Annotated in this window: 14 protein-coding genes; 9 read left to right on the top strand and 5 right to left on the bottom strand. The window is 47.9% G+C overall.

Features of this window, described 5'->3' with window-relative positions; all coding sequences use genetic code 11:
- Nucleotides 1-130: 130 nt before the first annotated feature.
- The 3 genes from aqpZ to B5P39_RS03430 all read left to right on the top strand — a co-directional run bounded on the left by aqpZ (nucleotide 131) and on the right by B5P39_RS03430 (nucleotide 1,837).
- A complete protein-coding gene (gene aqpZ / locus B5P39_RS03440) occupies nucleotides 131-826 on the top strand; it encodes an aquaporin Z (protein ID WP_088210478.1) in 696 nt (231 codons plus the stop codon).
- 155 nt (nucleotides 827-981) lie between these two features.
- The gene (locus B5P39_RS03435; protein WP_011717908.1) at nucleotides 982-1,362 is read left to right on the top strand and encodes a DUF2750 domain-containing protein; all 381 of its coding nucleotides are present in this window, start codon (nucleotides 982-984) and stop codon (nucleotides 1,360-1,362) included.
- Between the two features lie 19 nt (nucleotides 1,363-1,381).
- Nucleotides 1,382-1,837, top strand: a complete 456-nt coding sequence (locus B5P39_RS03430) for a hypothetical protein (RefSeq protein WP_088210477.1) — start codon at nucleotides 1,382-1,384, stop codon at nucleotides 1,835-1,837.
- Nucleotides 1,838-1,963: 126 nt separating this feature from the next.
- Here B5P39_RS03430 and erpA read toward each other — a convergent pair whose 3' ends face one another.
- Together erpA and B5P39_RS03420 are read right to left on the bottom strand one after the other, a co-directional pair.
- Nucleotides 1,964-2,314 (bottom strand): iron-sulfur cluster insertion protein ErpA, encoded by a 351-nt coding sequence (gene erpA, locus B5P39_RS03425; RefSeq protein WP_011623639.1) that lies wholly within the window; start codon nucleotides 2,312-2,314, stop codon nucleotides 1,964-1,966.
- Nucleotides 2,307-3,113 (bottom strand): DUF6776 family protein, encoded by an 807-nt coding sequence (locus B5P39_RS03420; protein ID WP_088210476.1) that lies wholly within the window; start codon nucleotides 3,111-3,113, stop codon nucleotides 2,307-2,309. Before B5P39_RS03420 ends, erpA begins: the two co-directional genes overlap by 8 nt.
- A 74-nt stretch (nucleotides 3,114-3,187) precedes the next feature.
- Between B5P39_RS03420 and B5P39_RS03415 the strand changes: the two genes are divergently transcribed.
- From B5P39_RS03415 to hemL, 3 genes are all read left to right on the top strand, one after another.
- Complete coding sequence (locus B5P39_RS03415; protein ID WP_088210767.1) at nucleotides 3,188-4,912, top strand: chloride channel protein; 1,725 nt, start codon at nucleotides 3,188-3,190, stop codon at nucleotides 4,910-4,912.
- Nucleotides 4,913-5,103: 191 nt separating this feature from the next.
- Nucleotides 5,104-6,123, top strand: a complete 1,020-nt coding sequence (locus B5P39_RS03410) for an aspartate carbamoyltransferase (protein WP_088210475.1) — start codon at nucleotides 5,104-5,106, stop codon at nucleotides 6,121-6,123.
- Between the two features lie 26 nt (nucleotides 6,124-6,149).
- The gene (hemL, locus tag B5P39_RS03405) at nucleotides 6,150-7,442 is read left to right on the top strand and encodes a glutamate-1-semialdehyde 2,1-aminomutase (RefSeq protein WP_088210474.1); all 1,293 of its coding nucleotides are present in this window, start codon (nucleotides 6,150-6,152) and stop codon (nucleotides 7,440-7,442) included.
- 87 nt (nucleotides 7,443-7,529) lie between these two features.
- Here the strand turns inward: hemL and B5P39_RS03400 are convergent, their stop codons facing one another.
- Nucleotides 7,530-7,727, bottom strand: a complete 198-nt coding sequence (locus B5P39_RS03400) for a hypothetical protein (RefSeq protein WP_011717913.1) — start codon at nucleotides 7,725-7,727, stop codon at nucleotides 7,530-7,532.
- A 533-nt stretch (nucleotides 7,728-8,260) separates the two neighbouring features.
- On the opposite strand from B5P39_RS03400, the gene nhaD reads away from it, so the two are divergent.
- Entirely contained in the window at nucleotides 8,261-9,508 is a 1,248-nt protein-coding gene (gene nhaD / locus B5P39_RS03395) for a sodium:proton antiporter NhaD (RefSeq protein ID WP_041412728.1), read from the top strand.
- Between the two features lie 63 nt (nucleotides 9,509-9,571).
- Here the strand turns inward: nhaD and B5P39_RS03390 are convergent, their stop codons facing one another.
- Both B5P39_RS03390 and B5P39_RS03385 read right to left on the bottom strand, forming a co-directional pair.
- A complete protein-coding gene (locus B5P39_RS03390; RefSeq protein ID WP_088210473.1) occupies nucleotides 9,572-10,675 on the bottom strand; it encodes a general secretion pathway protein GspB in 1,104 nt (367 codons plus the stop codon).
- Nucleotides 10,675-12,363, bottom strand: a complete 1,689-nt coding sequence (locus B5P39_RS03385) for an ExeA family protein (protein WP_088210472.1) — start codon at nucleotides 12,361-12,363, stop codon at nucleotides 10,675-10,677. The genes B5P39_RS03390 and B5P39_RS03385 overlap by 1 nt, the downstream gene beginning before the upstream one ends.
- Before the next feature lie 174 nt (nucleotides 12,364-12,537).
- On the opposite strand from B5P39_RS03385, the gene B5P39_RS03380 reads away from it, so the two are divergent.
- Nucleotides 12,538-13,788 carry a multifunctional CCA addition/repair protein gene (locus B5P39_RS03380; protein WP_088210471.1) on the top strand — a complete coding sequence of 417 codons (1,251 nt, stop codon included), beginning with the start codon at nucleotides 12,538-12,540 and terminating at the stop codon, nucleotides 13,786-13,788.
- A 234-nt stretch (nucleotides 13,789-14,022) separates the two neighbouring features.
- The gene (locus tag B5P39_RS03375; protein ID WP_011623648.1) at nucleotides 14,023-14,289 is read left to right on the top strand and encodes an Lpp/OprI family alanine-zipper lipoprotein; all 267 of its coding nucleotides are present in this window, start codon (nucleotides 14,023-14,025) and stop codon (nucleotides 14,287-14,289) included.
- Nucleotides 14,290-14,334: the final 45 nt, after the last annotated feature.

Below are 14,334 nucleotides of genomic sequence, written 5' to 3'. Positions count from 1 at the left end.
GGCGCGCAAACATATCAATTAAGGGAATGGTTATTTATCTAGCTCAACTTAACCAGCAAGATAAACAAAGGTTTATGCAAAGAGCGCGAAGCGTATGTCGGCATAAATCGACTGAATAGGAAATCAATCAATGAATATGTCACAAAAAATGGCAGCAGAATTTTTGGGCACTCTGTGGCTCGTTCTCGGCGGCTGCGGCAGCGCTGTGCTGGCGGCAGCCTTTCCAGAAGTCGGCATAGGCTTACTCGGGGTGGCGTTAGCTTTTGGTTTAACGGTTCTGACCATGGCGTTTGCCATTGGTCATATTTCGGGCTGCCACTTAAACCCAGCGGTATCCTTTGGACTCTGGGCTGGCGGACGTTTTCCGGCATCGGAACTGCTGCCTTATATCATTGCCCAAGTGGCGGGTGGTATTGTCGGCGCGGGTGTATTGTACGCCATCGCCTCAGGGCAAGAAGGCTTTAGTCTTGCGGCAGGCTTTGCTTCTAACGGCTTTGGCGAACATTCCCCCGGCGGTTACAGCATGATGTCGGTGTTAATCTGCGAAATCGTGATGACCTTGTTCTTCTTATTGGTGATTTTAGGGGCGACCGATGAGCGCGCACCTAAAGGCTTTGCGCCGATTGCGATTGGTCTATGTTTAACCCTTATTCATCTGATCAGCATTCCTGTATCAAACACCTCGGTCAATCCGGCCCGCAGTACTGGCCCAGCGCTGTTTGTCGGCGATTGGGCCGTATCGCAACTGTGGATTTTCTGGGTTGCTCCTATCGTAGGTGCCGTTCTCGCCGGTATGATTTATCGTTATTTCAACGCTGCTGAGTAATTCCCCGCTAGCAACAGCGCCTTCGCGGCGCTGTTGTGCTTTTTCAAACCCCGCTCTAATGTTACCATCTTGCCAACTGGTGAGTTTTGCTGTGCTGACGCTATACATGAGTAGCACAACAGGTTTCGCCCTATTCACGCATAAGAGATATTTTCATGAGCAAGACTGTTAAAACCTTTGCAGAAGCCGCTGGCATGACTCCAGAAGGTCGTTACGATTACCTCGTTGAACAAGTTAAACAACACAAAGTGTTATGGACGCTACAGGACCAAGATGGTTGCGTCATGCTGACCACAGAAGATGAAGATTGCATCCCAATGTGGCCAACCGAAGAAGCGGCCGAGTCATGGGCAGTCGATGACTGGAGTGACTGCCAAACCTTAGCGATTCCCTATGATGAATGGCATGAAAGATGGGTTCCTGGCATGGAAGAAGACGACCTGTTTGTGGCCGTATTCCCTGTACAGGATGACTTAGGAGTGGTCATTCCACCCTATGAATTAGATCAACGTTTAGTCACTAAACAAAGCCACTAATCCATAAGGGCAAACCACAATGTCGCTGAACGAGCAAGAATCCTCTTTGGCAACACAGGCTACGCCGCCCTTGGCAAAAGCCCGTTTACCTAAACGCTTAATTGCCTTACTGCTACTCTATGTCGCAGCATCGGTAAGCGGCTTAATTGCCAAACAAGGGGTACTTTTCTGCCTGTTAACCCTATTGATGGTGCTCGGGATTATCGGTCGCCAAAAGGCTGGGTTGGTAATGCTAAGGGGTTACACCTTAGTGCAATTGGCGCTAGTTAGCATGTTACCTGTGATCCTTTATGATCCTGATAACCTAGTCGCAGGGCCCACCACAGTGCATCTTGGCGAGTGGCAAGAAAAGCTCCCCGATTACGTGATTTTTATCGTGTTAATTGTCTTATCTTTATTGCAGGTGTGGGTGGCATTCGATAAGAAAGTGAAGGCTTGGTTTAAACCTAAGCTTAATCTGAATATTATGAATTAACTCCAAAGCAAGGCGCTTACGCCTTGCTTTGCCAATCCTAGCAATACAGGAAAGACCAACAAAAAAGCCGTCATTTCGACGGCTTTTTTATCTTCTATATCAGTTCACTACATTCGTAGAACAAACTTACACAGAGAAACTTGCGCCACAACCACAAGTCGTTGTCGCATTGGGGTTCTTCACAAAGAAACGCGAACCTTCGAGGCCAGAAGTGTAATCCACTTCACCGCCAACGAGGTATTGTAAGCTCATGGGATCGACGACCAATTGGACGCCTTGCTTCTCAACGGTGAAGTCGCCTTCGTTGACCTTTTCATCAAAGGTAAAGCCGTACTGAAATCCAGAACAACCACCACCCGTCACATACACACGTAGTTTAAGTGCAGGATTTTGCTCTTCTTCCAACAAGCCCTTTACCTTAGCGGCTGCCGCATCGGTAAATTTGATAGGCATTGCTGCGTCAGCTTGATCAGTCATTACTACCTCTTACATCAGTTTTCTGGGGCAAATTATCCGTTACCTGACTATTTTGTTCAAGTATTACCCGCGGTTCTTTTTCACCCTGTAAAAGCTCAGGGACACTATAGACATGTTCTGTCTGTGAATTTTTGGTCCAGCGGCTCGAAGGCACCACAACTTTGACTTTAACCTGCACTAGGTTAAATCCCGCAGGCACACTCACTTTGGTATCTATGACCTGAAAATAGCGAAAATCAAACTCGAGCTTAGAACCCGTGAGTTTGTTCACACTTAACTCAACGGATTTTCCGTCTTGCACGCCAATGAGGGTGATTTCGGTACGACCTTGAATCGCCTGCTTACGTTTTTGCAGTTGAGTCAAAATCAGTTTTAAATTGTATTCATCCGCCAAGGCACCTGCAGTCATTTCTAAACCGTGAATGGCCACCCCTTCGGCATTGTCATCCGGCGACATGATACTGCGATAAAAGGCTAATTCGCGCTCTAACTCTTTTTGCTTTTTCATCTGCTGCGCAAACATATCCTGCATTTGCACATTGGCTTCACGCTCGACAGATAATTCTAAATTACGTGTCGCAAGTTCCTGGGTTTGCGCCTCAAGTTCCGCGGTGACACGTTGCAGTTTACCGCCGCCAATATGCTTTACGACGGGCTCGTCACTGTTGAGCACAATAAAGCTTACCCAAGCGCCTAACAGAAATGCCACTAAGACTAAGGACAATAAATACTTGGTCGATGGACGATACTTTAGATCCATGACTTGCAGCCGATCTAGCCAACGATGATAATTTGGCATTAGGTAACAGCCCCTTATATAAAATACAATCAACTCAAGAACGAGTTCGATACAATACAACTCAGGCCAATGCAGTGCAATTAACGATAAATAAAGCCGCGATTCAAGACGCCATCAGCACAGCTAAAAAGTACTTAACTAACGAGCTGCGTGATCATTTATCCCAAGCCAAGATCAGTGCGCAGTTGTGCTTACTGGCCTTGCTATTCGCCATCTTCGCCTCCTGCGTGATCCTGTTGTTTCGACTCTTGCTCCTGTGGGCGAACCATTACACCCAAATCGAGACGCTGGATTTTACGGGTAACATCGCCGACTGGCGAGCACTGTTGCCACTTTTTGGCGCCTTGTTGATCTGGATTGTCGCCAAACTCGGCTCCAAACGTTACAAGCGCATGGGGATTGCCTATGTATTACATAGGGTTAAATTGCACTATGGCAAAATTCCACTGCAATCTGCTGCGGGGCAATTTTTTCAGGCGCTGTTTGCCTTAGGTACTAATTTCTCGGTAGGGCGCGAAGGCCCCGCCATTCACCTCGGCGCCGTGAGTGCCAGTGTTTTGGCTGAAAAATTTAATCTTCCCGATAATAGTGTGCGGATTATGTGCGCCAGTGGGATTGCCGCAGGGATAGCCGCAACCTTTAACGCCCCGCTAGCAGCAGTAATATTTGTACTCGAAGTGATAGTGCGCGAGTACAAGGTACATTACTTCTTCCCCATAATGCTGTCCGCCATTTGTGGTGCGGTTTCCAGCCAGCTGGTTTTTGGTAATGTGCACGAGTTTGACCGTATTCAGGTGATCCATATTCCATTAGATCACTATCCCATTTTAGCCTTGGGCGGCGTTGCACTGGGCTGCGCGGCCGCCTTCTTCAATTTCGCCCTCCTTAAAGTCACCGCCACTGGGCAAAACTGGCCACTGATTTATCGACTATTATTGGCGGGCAGTATCACTACGCTGATTGGCTTAATCTTGCCACAAGCCCTCGGCACTGGTGATTTAGCGATCAGTGAAGCCATTAGCGAACACCCCAGTTTATTGCTGTTAATCGCCCTGCTTGCGGCCAAGATTATCGCCACCATAGCGGCAATCGGACTTGGTATCCCGGGCGGTTTGATTGGTCCACTCTATGGCATCGGCGCCTTGATCGGCGCAATTTTAGCTTTAGTTAGCGCCATTCTATTCCCTTCGATTGCACCTTACGTTGGCCTCTATACGGTTATCGGCATGACAGCGATGATGGGCGTTTGCCTCAGTGCGCCGCTCGCTGCCCTAGTAGCGCTGCTTGAGATGACCAACGATGCCAGTATCATTCTGCCAGCAATGTTTGTTACGATTCCCGCCTTCTTGATTGCCTATCAAGGATTTAAAACCAACTCTATCTTCTTCAAGCAGCTAGAGATTATGGGTTTAGGTTATAAAGTCGCCCCTGTGAATTTGGCGCTACAGAAAAAAGGCGTGCGCGCCCTGATGGATAAGCGTTTTGTTATCGTCAACAACAACGACGAGCTGCTGCTCGAAGTGTTAAAGCGCGCCGAAGGTCGCCCAGTGTTAGTACGTAACGCCGATGGGGTGATTGAAATGCTCAGCCTTGAGATGCAATCCTACGATGACAACATCACCCTCTCCCGCCATCCGATGCAGGGGCTGAGTGACACTAAAACCCTCGATGAGGTGTATAACTTGTTGTCGCCCAAACGCAGCGGTGAAGTGTTTATCTATCAAGATACCCCTGACAATGTGGTGGGGGTGGTCAGTTGGTCGAACCTACAGCAGGAAATTCGCTCCGGCCAAGTCTAAGCCCTGCGAAGATGGGCTTTGATTCACAAAATCCTGTATTAGCTGCCTAAAAAATCTATACGAGGGGGCGGCGACTATTTCGCTGCCCCAGTGCATCTGTTACAATCGCGCCTCAGCCACCCTACATATACACCAGGGCACAAAGCGCAACCTTGCACTTTAACGCCCCCTAGCAATTGGAAAACAGGCTGATGAACCAGTTCGAAGGATCTCATATCCTCTCCGTAAACCAGTTAGATCTTGATTCAATCCAAACTATTTTTAATGTTGCCAATCGTATGATGCCCTATGCACTTCGTGAGAAGCGCACTAAGGTGCTCGAAGGCGCCATTTTAGGTAACCTGTTTTTCGAGCCTAGTACCCGTACCCGTGTGAGTTTTGGCTGTGCCTTTAACTTACTCGGCGGCCATGTGCGTGAAACCACAGGCATGGCCTCTTCGTCCTTATCTAAGGGCGAGTCACTGTACGATACCGCACGTGTACTCTCGACCTATTCCGATGTGATCGCGATGCGCCACCCAGACTCTTATTCAGTAAAAGAGTTTGCCGAAGGTAGCCGCGTTCCGGTGATCAACGGTGGTGATGGTTCGAACGAGCACCCGACTCAAGCCCTGCTCGATTTGTTCACCATTCAAAAAGAGTTAGGCCATGCTGGCCGCGGTATCGATGGCATGCACATCGCTATGGTCGGTGACTTAAAATTTGGTCGTACCGTTCATTCCCTGTCGCGCCTACTGTGCATGTACAAGAACATCAGCTTCACACTGATTTCGCCTGCTGAATTAGCAATGCCTGACTATGTGATCTCCGACATTGAAAATGCTGGCCATAGCATCAAAATAACAGACCAGCTTGAAGGCCACTTAGATAAAGCCGACATTCTTTATCTGACCCGCATTCAAGAAGAACGCTTCCCATCCCAGGAAGAAGCGAACAAATACCGCGGTAAATTCCGTTTGAATCGCAGTATTTATACCCAACATTGCAAATCTAACACTGTGATCATGCACCCGCTGCCACGGGATTCGCGTGCGCAAGCTAATGAGTTAGATAATGATTTGAACAGCCATCCTAATCTCGCTATCTTCAGACAGGCGGACAATGGACTGCTAATTCGTATGGCACTGTTTGCATTGACACTCGGGGTTGACTCGCAACTCGAAAAATATGAGTGTCCCGTTAATTGGTATTCACGTAAAGCCGATCGCTAATCGGCTACTTACTTTAAGGACTTAACATGACCCGTTCCGAAGCGCTATTTGAACAGGCTAAAAAAACCATCCCCGGCGGTGTTAACTCTCCGGTTCGTGCATTTAACGGTGTAGGTGGTTCGCCGCTGTTTATTGAAAAAGCCGATGGCGCTTATATTTACGATGCCGATGGTAAAGCTTATATCGACTATGTTGGCTCTTGGGGCCCGATGATCCTCGGCCACAACCATCCAAAAATCCGTGAAGCCGTATTAGCTGCGGTGCACAATGGTCTGTCTTTTGGCGCGCCAACCGAACTTGAAGTGCAAATGGCCGAGAAAGTCATCGCCATGGTGCCTTCTATCGAGCAAGTGCGTATGGTGAGCTCAGGCACTGAAGCCACCATGAGTGCGATTCGTTTAGCGCGCGGTTTTACCAATCGTGACAAGATCTTAAAGTTTGAAGGCTGCTACCACGGTCACGCTGACTGCCTATTAGTTAAAGCAGGTTCTGGTGCTCTAACTTTAGGTCAACCAAGCTCTCCAGGTATCCCAGAAGATTTCGCCAAGCACACCTTAACCGCTGTGTATAACGATCTCGATTCAGTTCGTAGCCTGTTCGAGCAATATCCGACTGAAATCTCTTGTATCATCATCGAGCCTGTCGCTGGCAACATGAACTGTATCCCACCTATCCCAGGCTTCCTCGAAGGTCTGCGTGCTATGTGTGATGAGTTTGGTGCGCTGCTCATCATCGACGAAGTGATGACAGGTTTCCGTGTATCAAGAAGCGGCGCTCAAGGCCACTATGGCGTTACTCCTGACTTAACCACACTGGGTAAAGTGATTGGCGGCGGCATGCCTGTGGGTGCATTTGGCGGTCGTAAAGATGTGATGCAGTTTATCGCTCCAACGGGTCCAGTGTACCAAGCGGGTACCCTGTCAGGTAACCCCATTGCGATGTCAGCGGGTCTAGCACAAATGGAAGCCCTGTGTGAAGAAGGTCTGTACGAGGAGCTAAGCGCGAAAACCAAACGTATCGCCGAAGGCTTTAAAGCGGCTGCCGACAAACACGGTATTCCAATGGCCATCAACTATGTCGGTGGCATGTTCGGCTTCTTCTTTACCGAGCAAGAGCAGATCACGCGCTTCGACCAAGTGACTAAGTGCAATATCGAACACTTCCGCACTTTCTATCACGGTATGTTAGATGAAGGGGTTTACTTAGCCCCGAGCGCCTATGAAGCAGGCTTCCTGTCGATGGCCCATGGCGAAGAAGAACTGCGCCTCACGCTAGAAGCGGCGGACCGTGTATTAGGTCGTATGAAAGCGGCAATGTAAGCGATAGCTAAAAACACTAAGGGACGCAGTAGCGTCCCTTTTTATTGCTTGGCGTTTGAACTGGATATTGCGTGAGCCTTGACCCCATCAATAGCTATCGGATCGTTTCGAGCCTAAAGCGGATTTAAATACCACCGCCGCGACTAAGACCTGTAAAGTCAAAGTGATATGGTCAACCATCAGGCTAGGATTATGTAATATTCCTAATGCTATCAGCTGCTTGCCACTATATGTTAACCACACTAATGAGCCTAATAACATCAGACTGCGGAGCACAAATGTCATTTTGCGTTATCCTTAAGATACAACATCCAGTGTCTTAACTACTAAAGTGGCACAAGATACAGCTCACTTTCTATCCAGTCAATATTTTGACTTGGTCATTTTTGTGACACAGCTAAAGAATCCCGCACTCAGCACCGTAAACAGCACAAAATCCGATCCTTCAGCTGTGTGACTGCATTTTCGTGCAATATTTCCTTCATAAAGAAAAATTAATTGCGGGATCGGCAAAATAACTGCTTAGACTTTAATCGTAGATCTTACTTTACAGTCCTTTGGCAATCTCAACTAAACAAGATAAAAAACTACACATTAAAAACCAAACAGTGTTTAACACTAAAAAACAATCATTTTCACTGAGACCAATATCACAAAATGACGCAAAACCGAGTTACAGCTAACAGTTGCGTTATTCACCCCATTATGTTCTGATCCGCACGCATTAACACGGCAAGCTTAATTTAGCCTTGATAATGCCACTCAATAGCTCGCCTTTGGCTTGCCACGACATTAAAACAGCAGTTGGAATTGCAGTTATGTTATATACCTTTCTGATCATACTGGCGGTGCTCGCATTGCTCAGTATTATTTTCGAAGAAGTCACCCACCTTAATAAAGCAAAAACCACCTTATTCTTTGGCTGTATTTCCTGGGTAGCACTGTTTATGGCTGCCGGAGACGCCAACCATGAGAAATTGGTTGCCCATCAACTCAATGAAAACTTGCTCGAAATTGCCACCCTGTGGCTGTTTTTGATGTCGACAATGACCTTTGTTGCCTATCTTAACGCCAAAGGTATGATCCAAATCATGGTGCAGAAGCTGTTCCCGCAGAAGGTCTCTGTACGCCTGTTAATGATCCAAGTGGCCTTATTCGCGCTTATCCTGTCGGCTTTCTGTGATAACGTCACCGCGACCTTAGTGTCTTTAGGCTTGTTAACAACCTTTAAGCTCGAAAAGCAAATGCGCCGCAGAATGGCGGTGTTGATTATTTTCGCCGTGAACTCCGGCGGTGTCGCCCTGATCACCGGTGACGTTACCACCCTGATGATCTTCTTAGGCGGCCACGTACACATCTCCGAACTGTTAATGCTGTTTATCCCATCAGCCGTGAGTGTGATTTTACTGGCAACGCTGTTCTCATTGAAGGCTGAAGGCGTGGTGTCCACCACCCCGATTAAGCACAGCTATCAAACCGTGGATCTGCTAATTGCCTTAGTGTTCTTCTGCACGATCCTGATGACCATGCTGCTGAACATTCTCTTCGGTATTCCACCGGTACTGACCTTCTTAACCGGTCTGTCGATTATGTTCCTTATCGGCCACACCACCCGCAGTGATAAAGAAGAAATCAAGATCCTCGAATATATTCGCCAAGTCGAATACGACACTCTGTTGTTCTTCTTAGGAATTTTACTGCTGGTAGGTATGCTTAAAGAAATCGGCACCTTAGATATGCTGACCGAAGCTTACAGCCTGTTTAATCCAAACATCTCTAACTTCGTTACTGGTATGGGTTCTGCCCTTATCGATAACGTGCCATTGACGGCTGCGCTGCTTAAAGCAGAGCCTGTGCTCAACACCCCAGAATGGTTAGGCTTAACCTACAGTGTGGGCGTGGGTGGTTCACTATTAGTGATTGGTTCGGCTGCGGGTATCGTCGCCATGAGCAAAGTAAAAGAGCTGACTTTCGTAAGCTACCTGAAATATGTGCCAGCCCTGTTCCTATGCTACAGCGTGGGTTACGCCCTGACCTTATTCTTGGCTTACAACTTCTTCGCTTAAGTTTTGATTTTAAGCGATAAAAAAGGCGCCCATCGGCGCCTTTTTTGTTTGTAATATAACAAGTTAAATTGCTGGCACCCTAAACTGCGAGCCTTGGATTTCGAGCACTACATCCCGCGGGCGAATCGCAATAATCTTTAACTTGCCCCCAATCTGGTCGCCTTCCTGTAACTCGGCACCATCGACATTCAACCAACGCTGACTCGCATCCGTCGAATAAACGTGGGCAACAATATTAAATTCAGGCACTTGTAGCTGTAACCCCGCGGGCAGTTGCCCATATTTAGGAATGTCGTCGTTTTCGACCTTAGGAATAGGATCAAGCTTGGGCTCTGTCACTGGCGTCTTAGCCGCTTTCACATATTCCACATCCTTGAGCGCATCCTGAAAATTCGCGACTAACTCATCCTCTTTGCGGCTCTGCGCCGTTTCTAAGCCCACATCGGCCGCCGCTGCATTAACTTGTTCACGCAATGCCTCGAGTGTCGCTAAGCCCTGACGATTCGCATTAGCGCCCAACATAATAGGCTCTGACTCGCTCGTATCCTGTGGCGCAAGGTTTTCGGCAGAGGATTGCTGCGTTCGGGTCGTTTCATCTAAGGCGGCAGAGGTTGCCAGATAGTCATCGTAGCTCGGATCCGCACTCGTAGAAGCGGATGCTGTGGTAGATAGAGCCGAACTCATGTTGGGGTTCTGATAAGGCTGCACGTTTGCAGGCGCTTCATTTAATACCTGCTCCCTTGGCAGTGCCACTTTGCCCGCTAATCGAAACCCTGATGATTCTGCTGAGGTTTGCTCTGATACACCTGTTTGCAACGCAGCGCTAGTAACTGCACCTGATGAGGCGCGAACACCTTCGGCAGATGGCTGCACGGTGGAGGCTGTCTGCGGCGTGTTTTCAACCGTTCTATCAGCCATGCTTGGATTGATACTACTGCTAGGCGCCGCATTTACTATCGGCATCGCATGTTGCTGCTGCCAATTCGCCACGCCCCACGCCACACCTACCCCAAGCGCCACCGCGACGGCGAGCAAGGATAATTTTGCCACGGGGAATGCAGGTTTACGCACCGAAGGATAACTAGCCCTTGGCGTTAATACCGCATCGGGTAAGGGGGAAGTTTGTTGCTGCTTATTACGGGTTACCGCATCGAGTAAAATGGACATTAACTCTGCGCTCCCTTATCGGTAAGGCGCGGTCCCTGATCGCTTAAATACAAATTCAGTCTCACTAAGGTTTGATTACCGGCAATACCGTCGGCCTTTAAACCATGTTGGCTTTGGAAGGCTTTCAGATCATTCTCTAATTTCAGATCGAATTGAGACACCCGGCGCGAAGGTCGGTTAGCCACATGGGCAAGGGCGTTTTCAAGCCATTGTAATTGCCCAGGACTCGACTTCTGGCTGATTTCCAGCATAGGTAAATTAGGCGCCTGCCAGAGAATTTCAAAGGTGCCGCTAAAATGTTGATTAAACCAGGTCCTATCGACCCAAAGCTGCTGCTCGCCCAACTGCATTAAGAGTTGGTCAGCATCGACGGCAATCACTGCACCATAAAAATCTTGTTGATTATCATCCACTAAATACACAACCGCAGGATAATTGAGCCTTGTCAGCGACATCCAATTGCCCTGCTGTTGATAGCAGGAAAGCCCTTGTTCTAGCGCCGACTGGCACGCGGTTAGGCCTTTAAAGGGAACCTTACCCCACACATTAAAGAGGCCAGCAAAGGCGGTATCGATACTGCGGCTTTGTTTAATAGCCTCCTGCAACACCCGCACACTCGGATCCGGCGCAGCAAGGGTTTGCGGCTCGCTAGCCACTGGCGCACTAGGCATCGAAGCCAATGTTTGCTCCGGCTGAATACTCTTCTCTTGAATCGATGTTTGAGTTACTGACTGAGTCGCTTGGCTCGCTTGTGTCACAGACGAGTTGGCCACATTGGCAACCGCTGGGCTTTCAGTAAATAACCAATAAGACACACCGAAAGCCACAACCAATGCCGCCGCGATAGCGCTCGGCCACAAGAGTTTATTTGGCTGTGGTTCTTCTTCCCCAAGTACCTCGGCCGCCGCTTGTCTCACCATATGGTGATCGATTGGCACCTTAGATTGTGCATAACCCGCCATCAAAGCACGTTCACACAGCAAGTTAATTAACCGCGGAATACCGCCACTGTATTTGTGCAGCACTTTAATCGCTTTACGGGTAAATAGCGGTTCAAAACGACCTGCCACCTGCAAACGGTGCAACACATAGAGTGCGATTTCATCTTCATTAAGAGGCAATAGATGATAACGAGCGGTGATACGCTGGGCTAACTGTCTAAGCTCTTGCCGTTTAAGCAGCAATTGCAGCTCAGGCTGACCAATTAAGATCACCTGTAGCAGTTTTTTCGTGTCAGTCTCGAGATTGGTAAGCAACCTTAATTGCTCTAACACTTCAGCACGCAGATGCTGCGCCTCATCGATGATGAGTACGGTATTGCGGCCTTTCTCATGATTGGCCAGTAAAAAACGACTCAGATGGTCAGTGAGTTGTTTAAGAGTCGGGTTTTCACCATAGCTGATCTTCAATTCATCACAGAGTGTGGCGAGTAATTCCAACTCCGTCAGCGAAGGATTTAAGATAAAAGCCGTATCAGTATGATCGGGTAATTGCCCAAGCAAACAACGAGATACTGTCGTCTTCCCCGTGCCGACCTCCCCCGTCAACAACACAAAGCCCCCAGTTTCACCCAGTCCATAGGTCAAATGGGCTAAGGCCTCTCTGTGCCTGTCACTCAAAAATAAATAATGGGGATTGGGTGCAATCGAAAAAGGGTTATCACTGAGTCCATAAAAGGCCTTGTACATACCACCAATCATCCTAAGCTAAAAATAACGCCCCACGTTAAAACGTCCCAGGGATATTGTCAAAACATCCGCAACATGGATGTGACATCCCAATAAATATCTGCATCCAAATTCGCCTCGCCATCGCCTCATCATGTTAAGCTAGCTTTATGACACACTAGCTAAAATATTCCTGTGAAAATTTATTTAGTGGGCGGTGCTGTACGAGACAGCCTGCTCAATCTCCCAATAAAAGATAAAGATTTTATGGTTGTAGGTGCCACTCCGGAGCAAATGCAGCAGTTAGGCTATCGCCAAGTGGGTAAAGACTTCCCAGTTTTTTTGCATCCTAAAACCCAACAAGAATATGCCTTAGCGCGAACGGAGCGCAAAGTCGGTCTCGGCTATGGCGGCTTTAGCTGTTATGCCAGTCCGGATGTCACCCTAGAGCAAGACTTGCTGAGACGCGATTTAACCATTAATGCCATCGCACAAGATGAGGCGGGTAACTTGTACGATCCTTACCATGGCATCGCAGATATCAACGCGCGTCAGCTGCGACATGTGTCGGCCGCCTTTGCTGAAGATCCGCTCAGAGTATTAAGGGTTGCTCGCTTTGCCGCACGTTTTCATGACTTAGGTTTCGTGATTGCCGATGAAACCATGGCGTTAATGCAGCACATGAGCCAAACCGAGGAGTTAACAGCGCTGACGCCTGAGCGCGTCTGGCAAGAAGTCGATAAGAGTCTTGGCGGCCCTCACCCAGAAGTCTTTTTCGAAGTGCTACGCCAATGTGGCGCCTTGAATATTCTGTTCCCTGAGATTGAGGCGCTTTTTGGTGTGCCACAACCGGAAAAATGGCACCCAGAGATAGACACGGGTTTGCACACTATGTTGGTGTTAGCCCAAGCTAGCTCTCTGACAGAGGAAAAAGCAGTGCGCTTTGCCGCCTTAGTGCATGACTTGGGTAAAGCATTAAGCCCTAAAGAGCATTGGCCTAAACACCATGGTCATGGACAGAAGGGCTTACCCGTTATAAAAAGTCTGTGTGAACGCCTGCGGATCCCGAACGAGTATCGCGATCTGGCGCTCTTAGTGAGCGATCAGCATCAGAATGTGCACCAAGCTTTTGAGTTAAGAAGCGAGACCATCATCAAGCTCTTCGATAAAGCCGATTTTTGGCGTAAACCAGAACGGCTGGAGCAACTTCTGTTAGCCTGCATCGCCGATATGCGTGGCAGAACCGGATTCGAGCATCATGCCTATCCACAAGGTGATTATCTTTCTGCTTGCTTTTCAGCCGCCAATACAGTCGATGTGAAGGCTATTATTGCAGCAGGTTTTCAAGGTGCACAGATAAAACAGGCGCTCAATTCGAAGCGGATAGAGGTCGTTGAGCAAGTGAAACTCAACTGGCAGCAATCCCAAGCCAAACAAACGCCATAAAATTGTAATATTTTTGTAAATGCGACCACACTTTCTGGTAAATACAGTGCCATTTTTCGATGAAAAAGGCCGATATAACCGTGAAAAAACGCTTTTAAAAAAAATTTATATGTCTATAGTGGTTAAACGCATTAATATTCGTAGCAAATTAAAATAGCTATGTCATAATTAGGCAGTTTCGATTCCAAAGTGACGAAACATTCAAATCCAACCTATTTTAAGGGATTTTTTACAATGAACAAAAAAGTACTGATGATTGCTGGTTTAGCAATGACTGCCCTACTAGGTGGTTGTGCAAACACTACTGCTCTGGAAGAAAGCGTTGCAACTCTGGGCAACAAAGTTGATCAATTGTCAGCTGATGTTAGCTCTCTGAAATCAGAGCAAAGCAAACTGTCTGCAGACGTTAAAGATGCTAAAGCAGCAGCTATGGACGCACAAGCAGAAGCTAAGCGCGCTAACGACCGTCTAGACAACGTTGCTTCTCGTTACAAGAAGTAATGATAAGTAATTAACCTGTAATTCAGCAGGTTAGCATAAAAGGCT

The sequence above is a fragment of the Shewanella sp. Shew256 genome (genome assembly GCF_002196695.1).
Classification (GTDB): domain Bacteria; phylum Pseudomonadota; class Gammaproteobacteria; order Enterobacterales; family Shewanellaceae; genus Shewanella; species Shewanella mangrovisoli.
Note: the sequence above shows the minus strand (reverse complement) of the source record. Positions and strands in the feature narration are given on the sequence as shown.

Excerpts from the sequence above, each read along its gene's own strand:
- B5P39_RS03390 (WP_088210473.1), bottom strand. The coding sequence starts at position 10,675 with ATGTCCATTTTACTCGATGCGGTAACCCGTAATAAGCAGCAACAAACT.
- hemL (WP_088210474.1), top strand. The coding sequence starts at position 6,150 with ATGACCCGTTCCGAAGCGCTATTTGAACAGGCTAAAAAAACCATCCCC.
- aqpZ (WP_088210478.1), top strand. The coding sequence starts at position 131 with ATGAATATGTCACAAAAAATGGCAGCAGAATTTTTGGGCACTCTGTGG.
- erpA (WP_011623639.1), bottom strand. The coding sequence starts at position 2,314 with ATGACTGATCAAGCTGACGCAGCAATGCCTATCAAATTTACCGATGCG.
- B5P39_RS03385 (WP_088210472.1), bottom strand. The coding sequence starts at position 12,363 with ATGTACAAGGCCTTTTATGGACTCAGTGATAACCCTTTTTCGATTGCA.
- B5P39_RS03410 (WP_088210475.1), top strand. The coding sequence starts at position 5,104 with ATGAACCAGTTCGAAGGATCTCATATCCTCTCCGTAAACCAGTTAGAT.
- B5P39_RS03430 (WP_088210477.1), top strand. The coding sequence starts at position 1,382 with ATGTCGCTGAACGAGCAAGAATCCTCTTTGGCAACACAGGCTACGCCG.
- B5P39_RS03435 (WP_011717908.1), top strand. The coding sequence starts at position 982 with ATGAGCAAGACTGTTAAAACCTTTGCAGAAGCCGCTGGCATGACTCCA.
- nhaD (WP_041412728.1), top strand. The coding sequence starts at position 8,261 with ATGTTATATACCTTTCTGATCATACTGGCGGTGCTCGCATTGCTCAGT.
- B5P39_RS03400 (WP_011717913.1), bottom strand. The coding sequence starts at position 7,727 with ATGACATTTGTGCTCCGCAGTCTGATGTTATTAGGCTCATTAGTGTGG.
- B5P39_RS03420 (WP_088210476.1), bottom strand. The coding sequence starts at position 3,113 with ATGCCAAATTATCATCGTTGGCTAGATCGGCTGCAAGTCATGGATCTA.
- B5P39_RS03375 (WP_011623648.1), top strand. The coding sequence starts at position 14,023 with ATGAACAAAAAAGTACTGATGATTGCTGGTTTAGCAATGACTGCCCTA.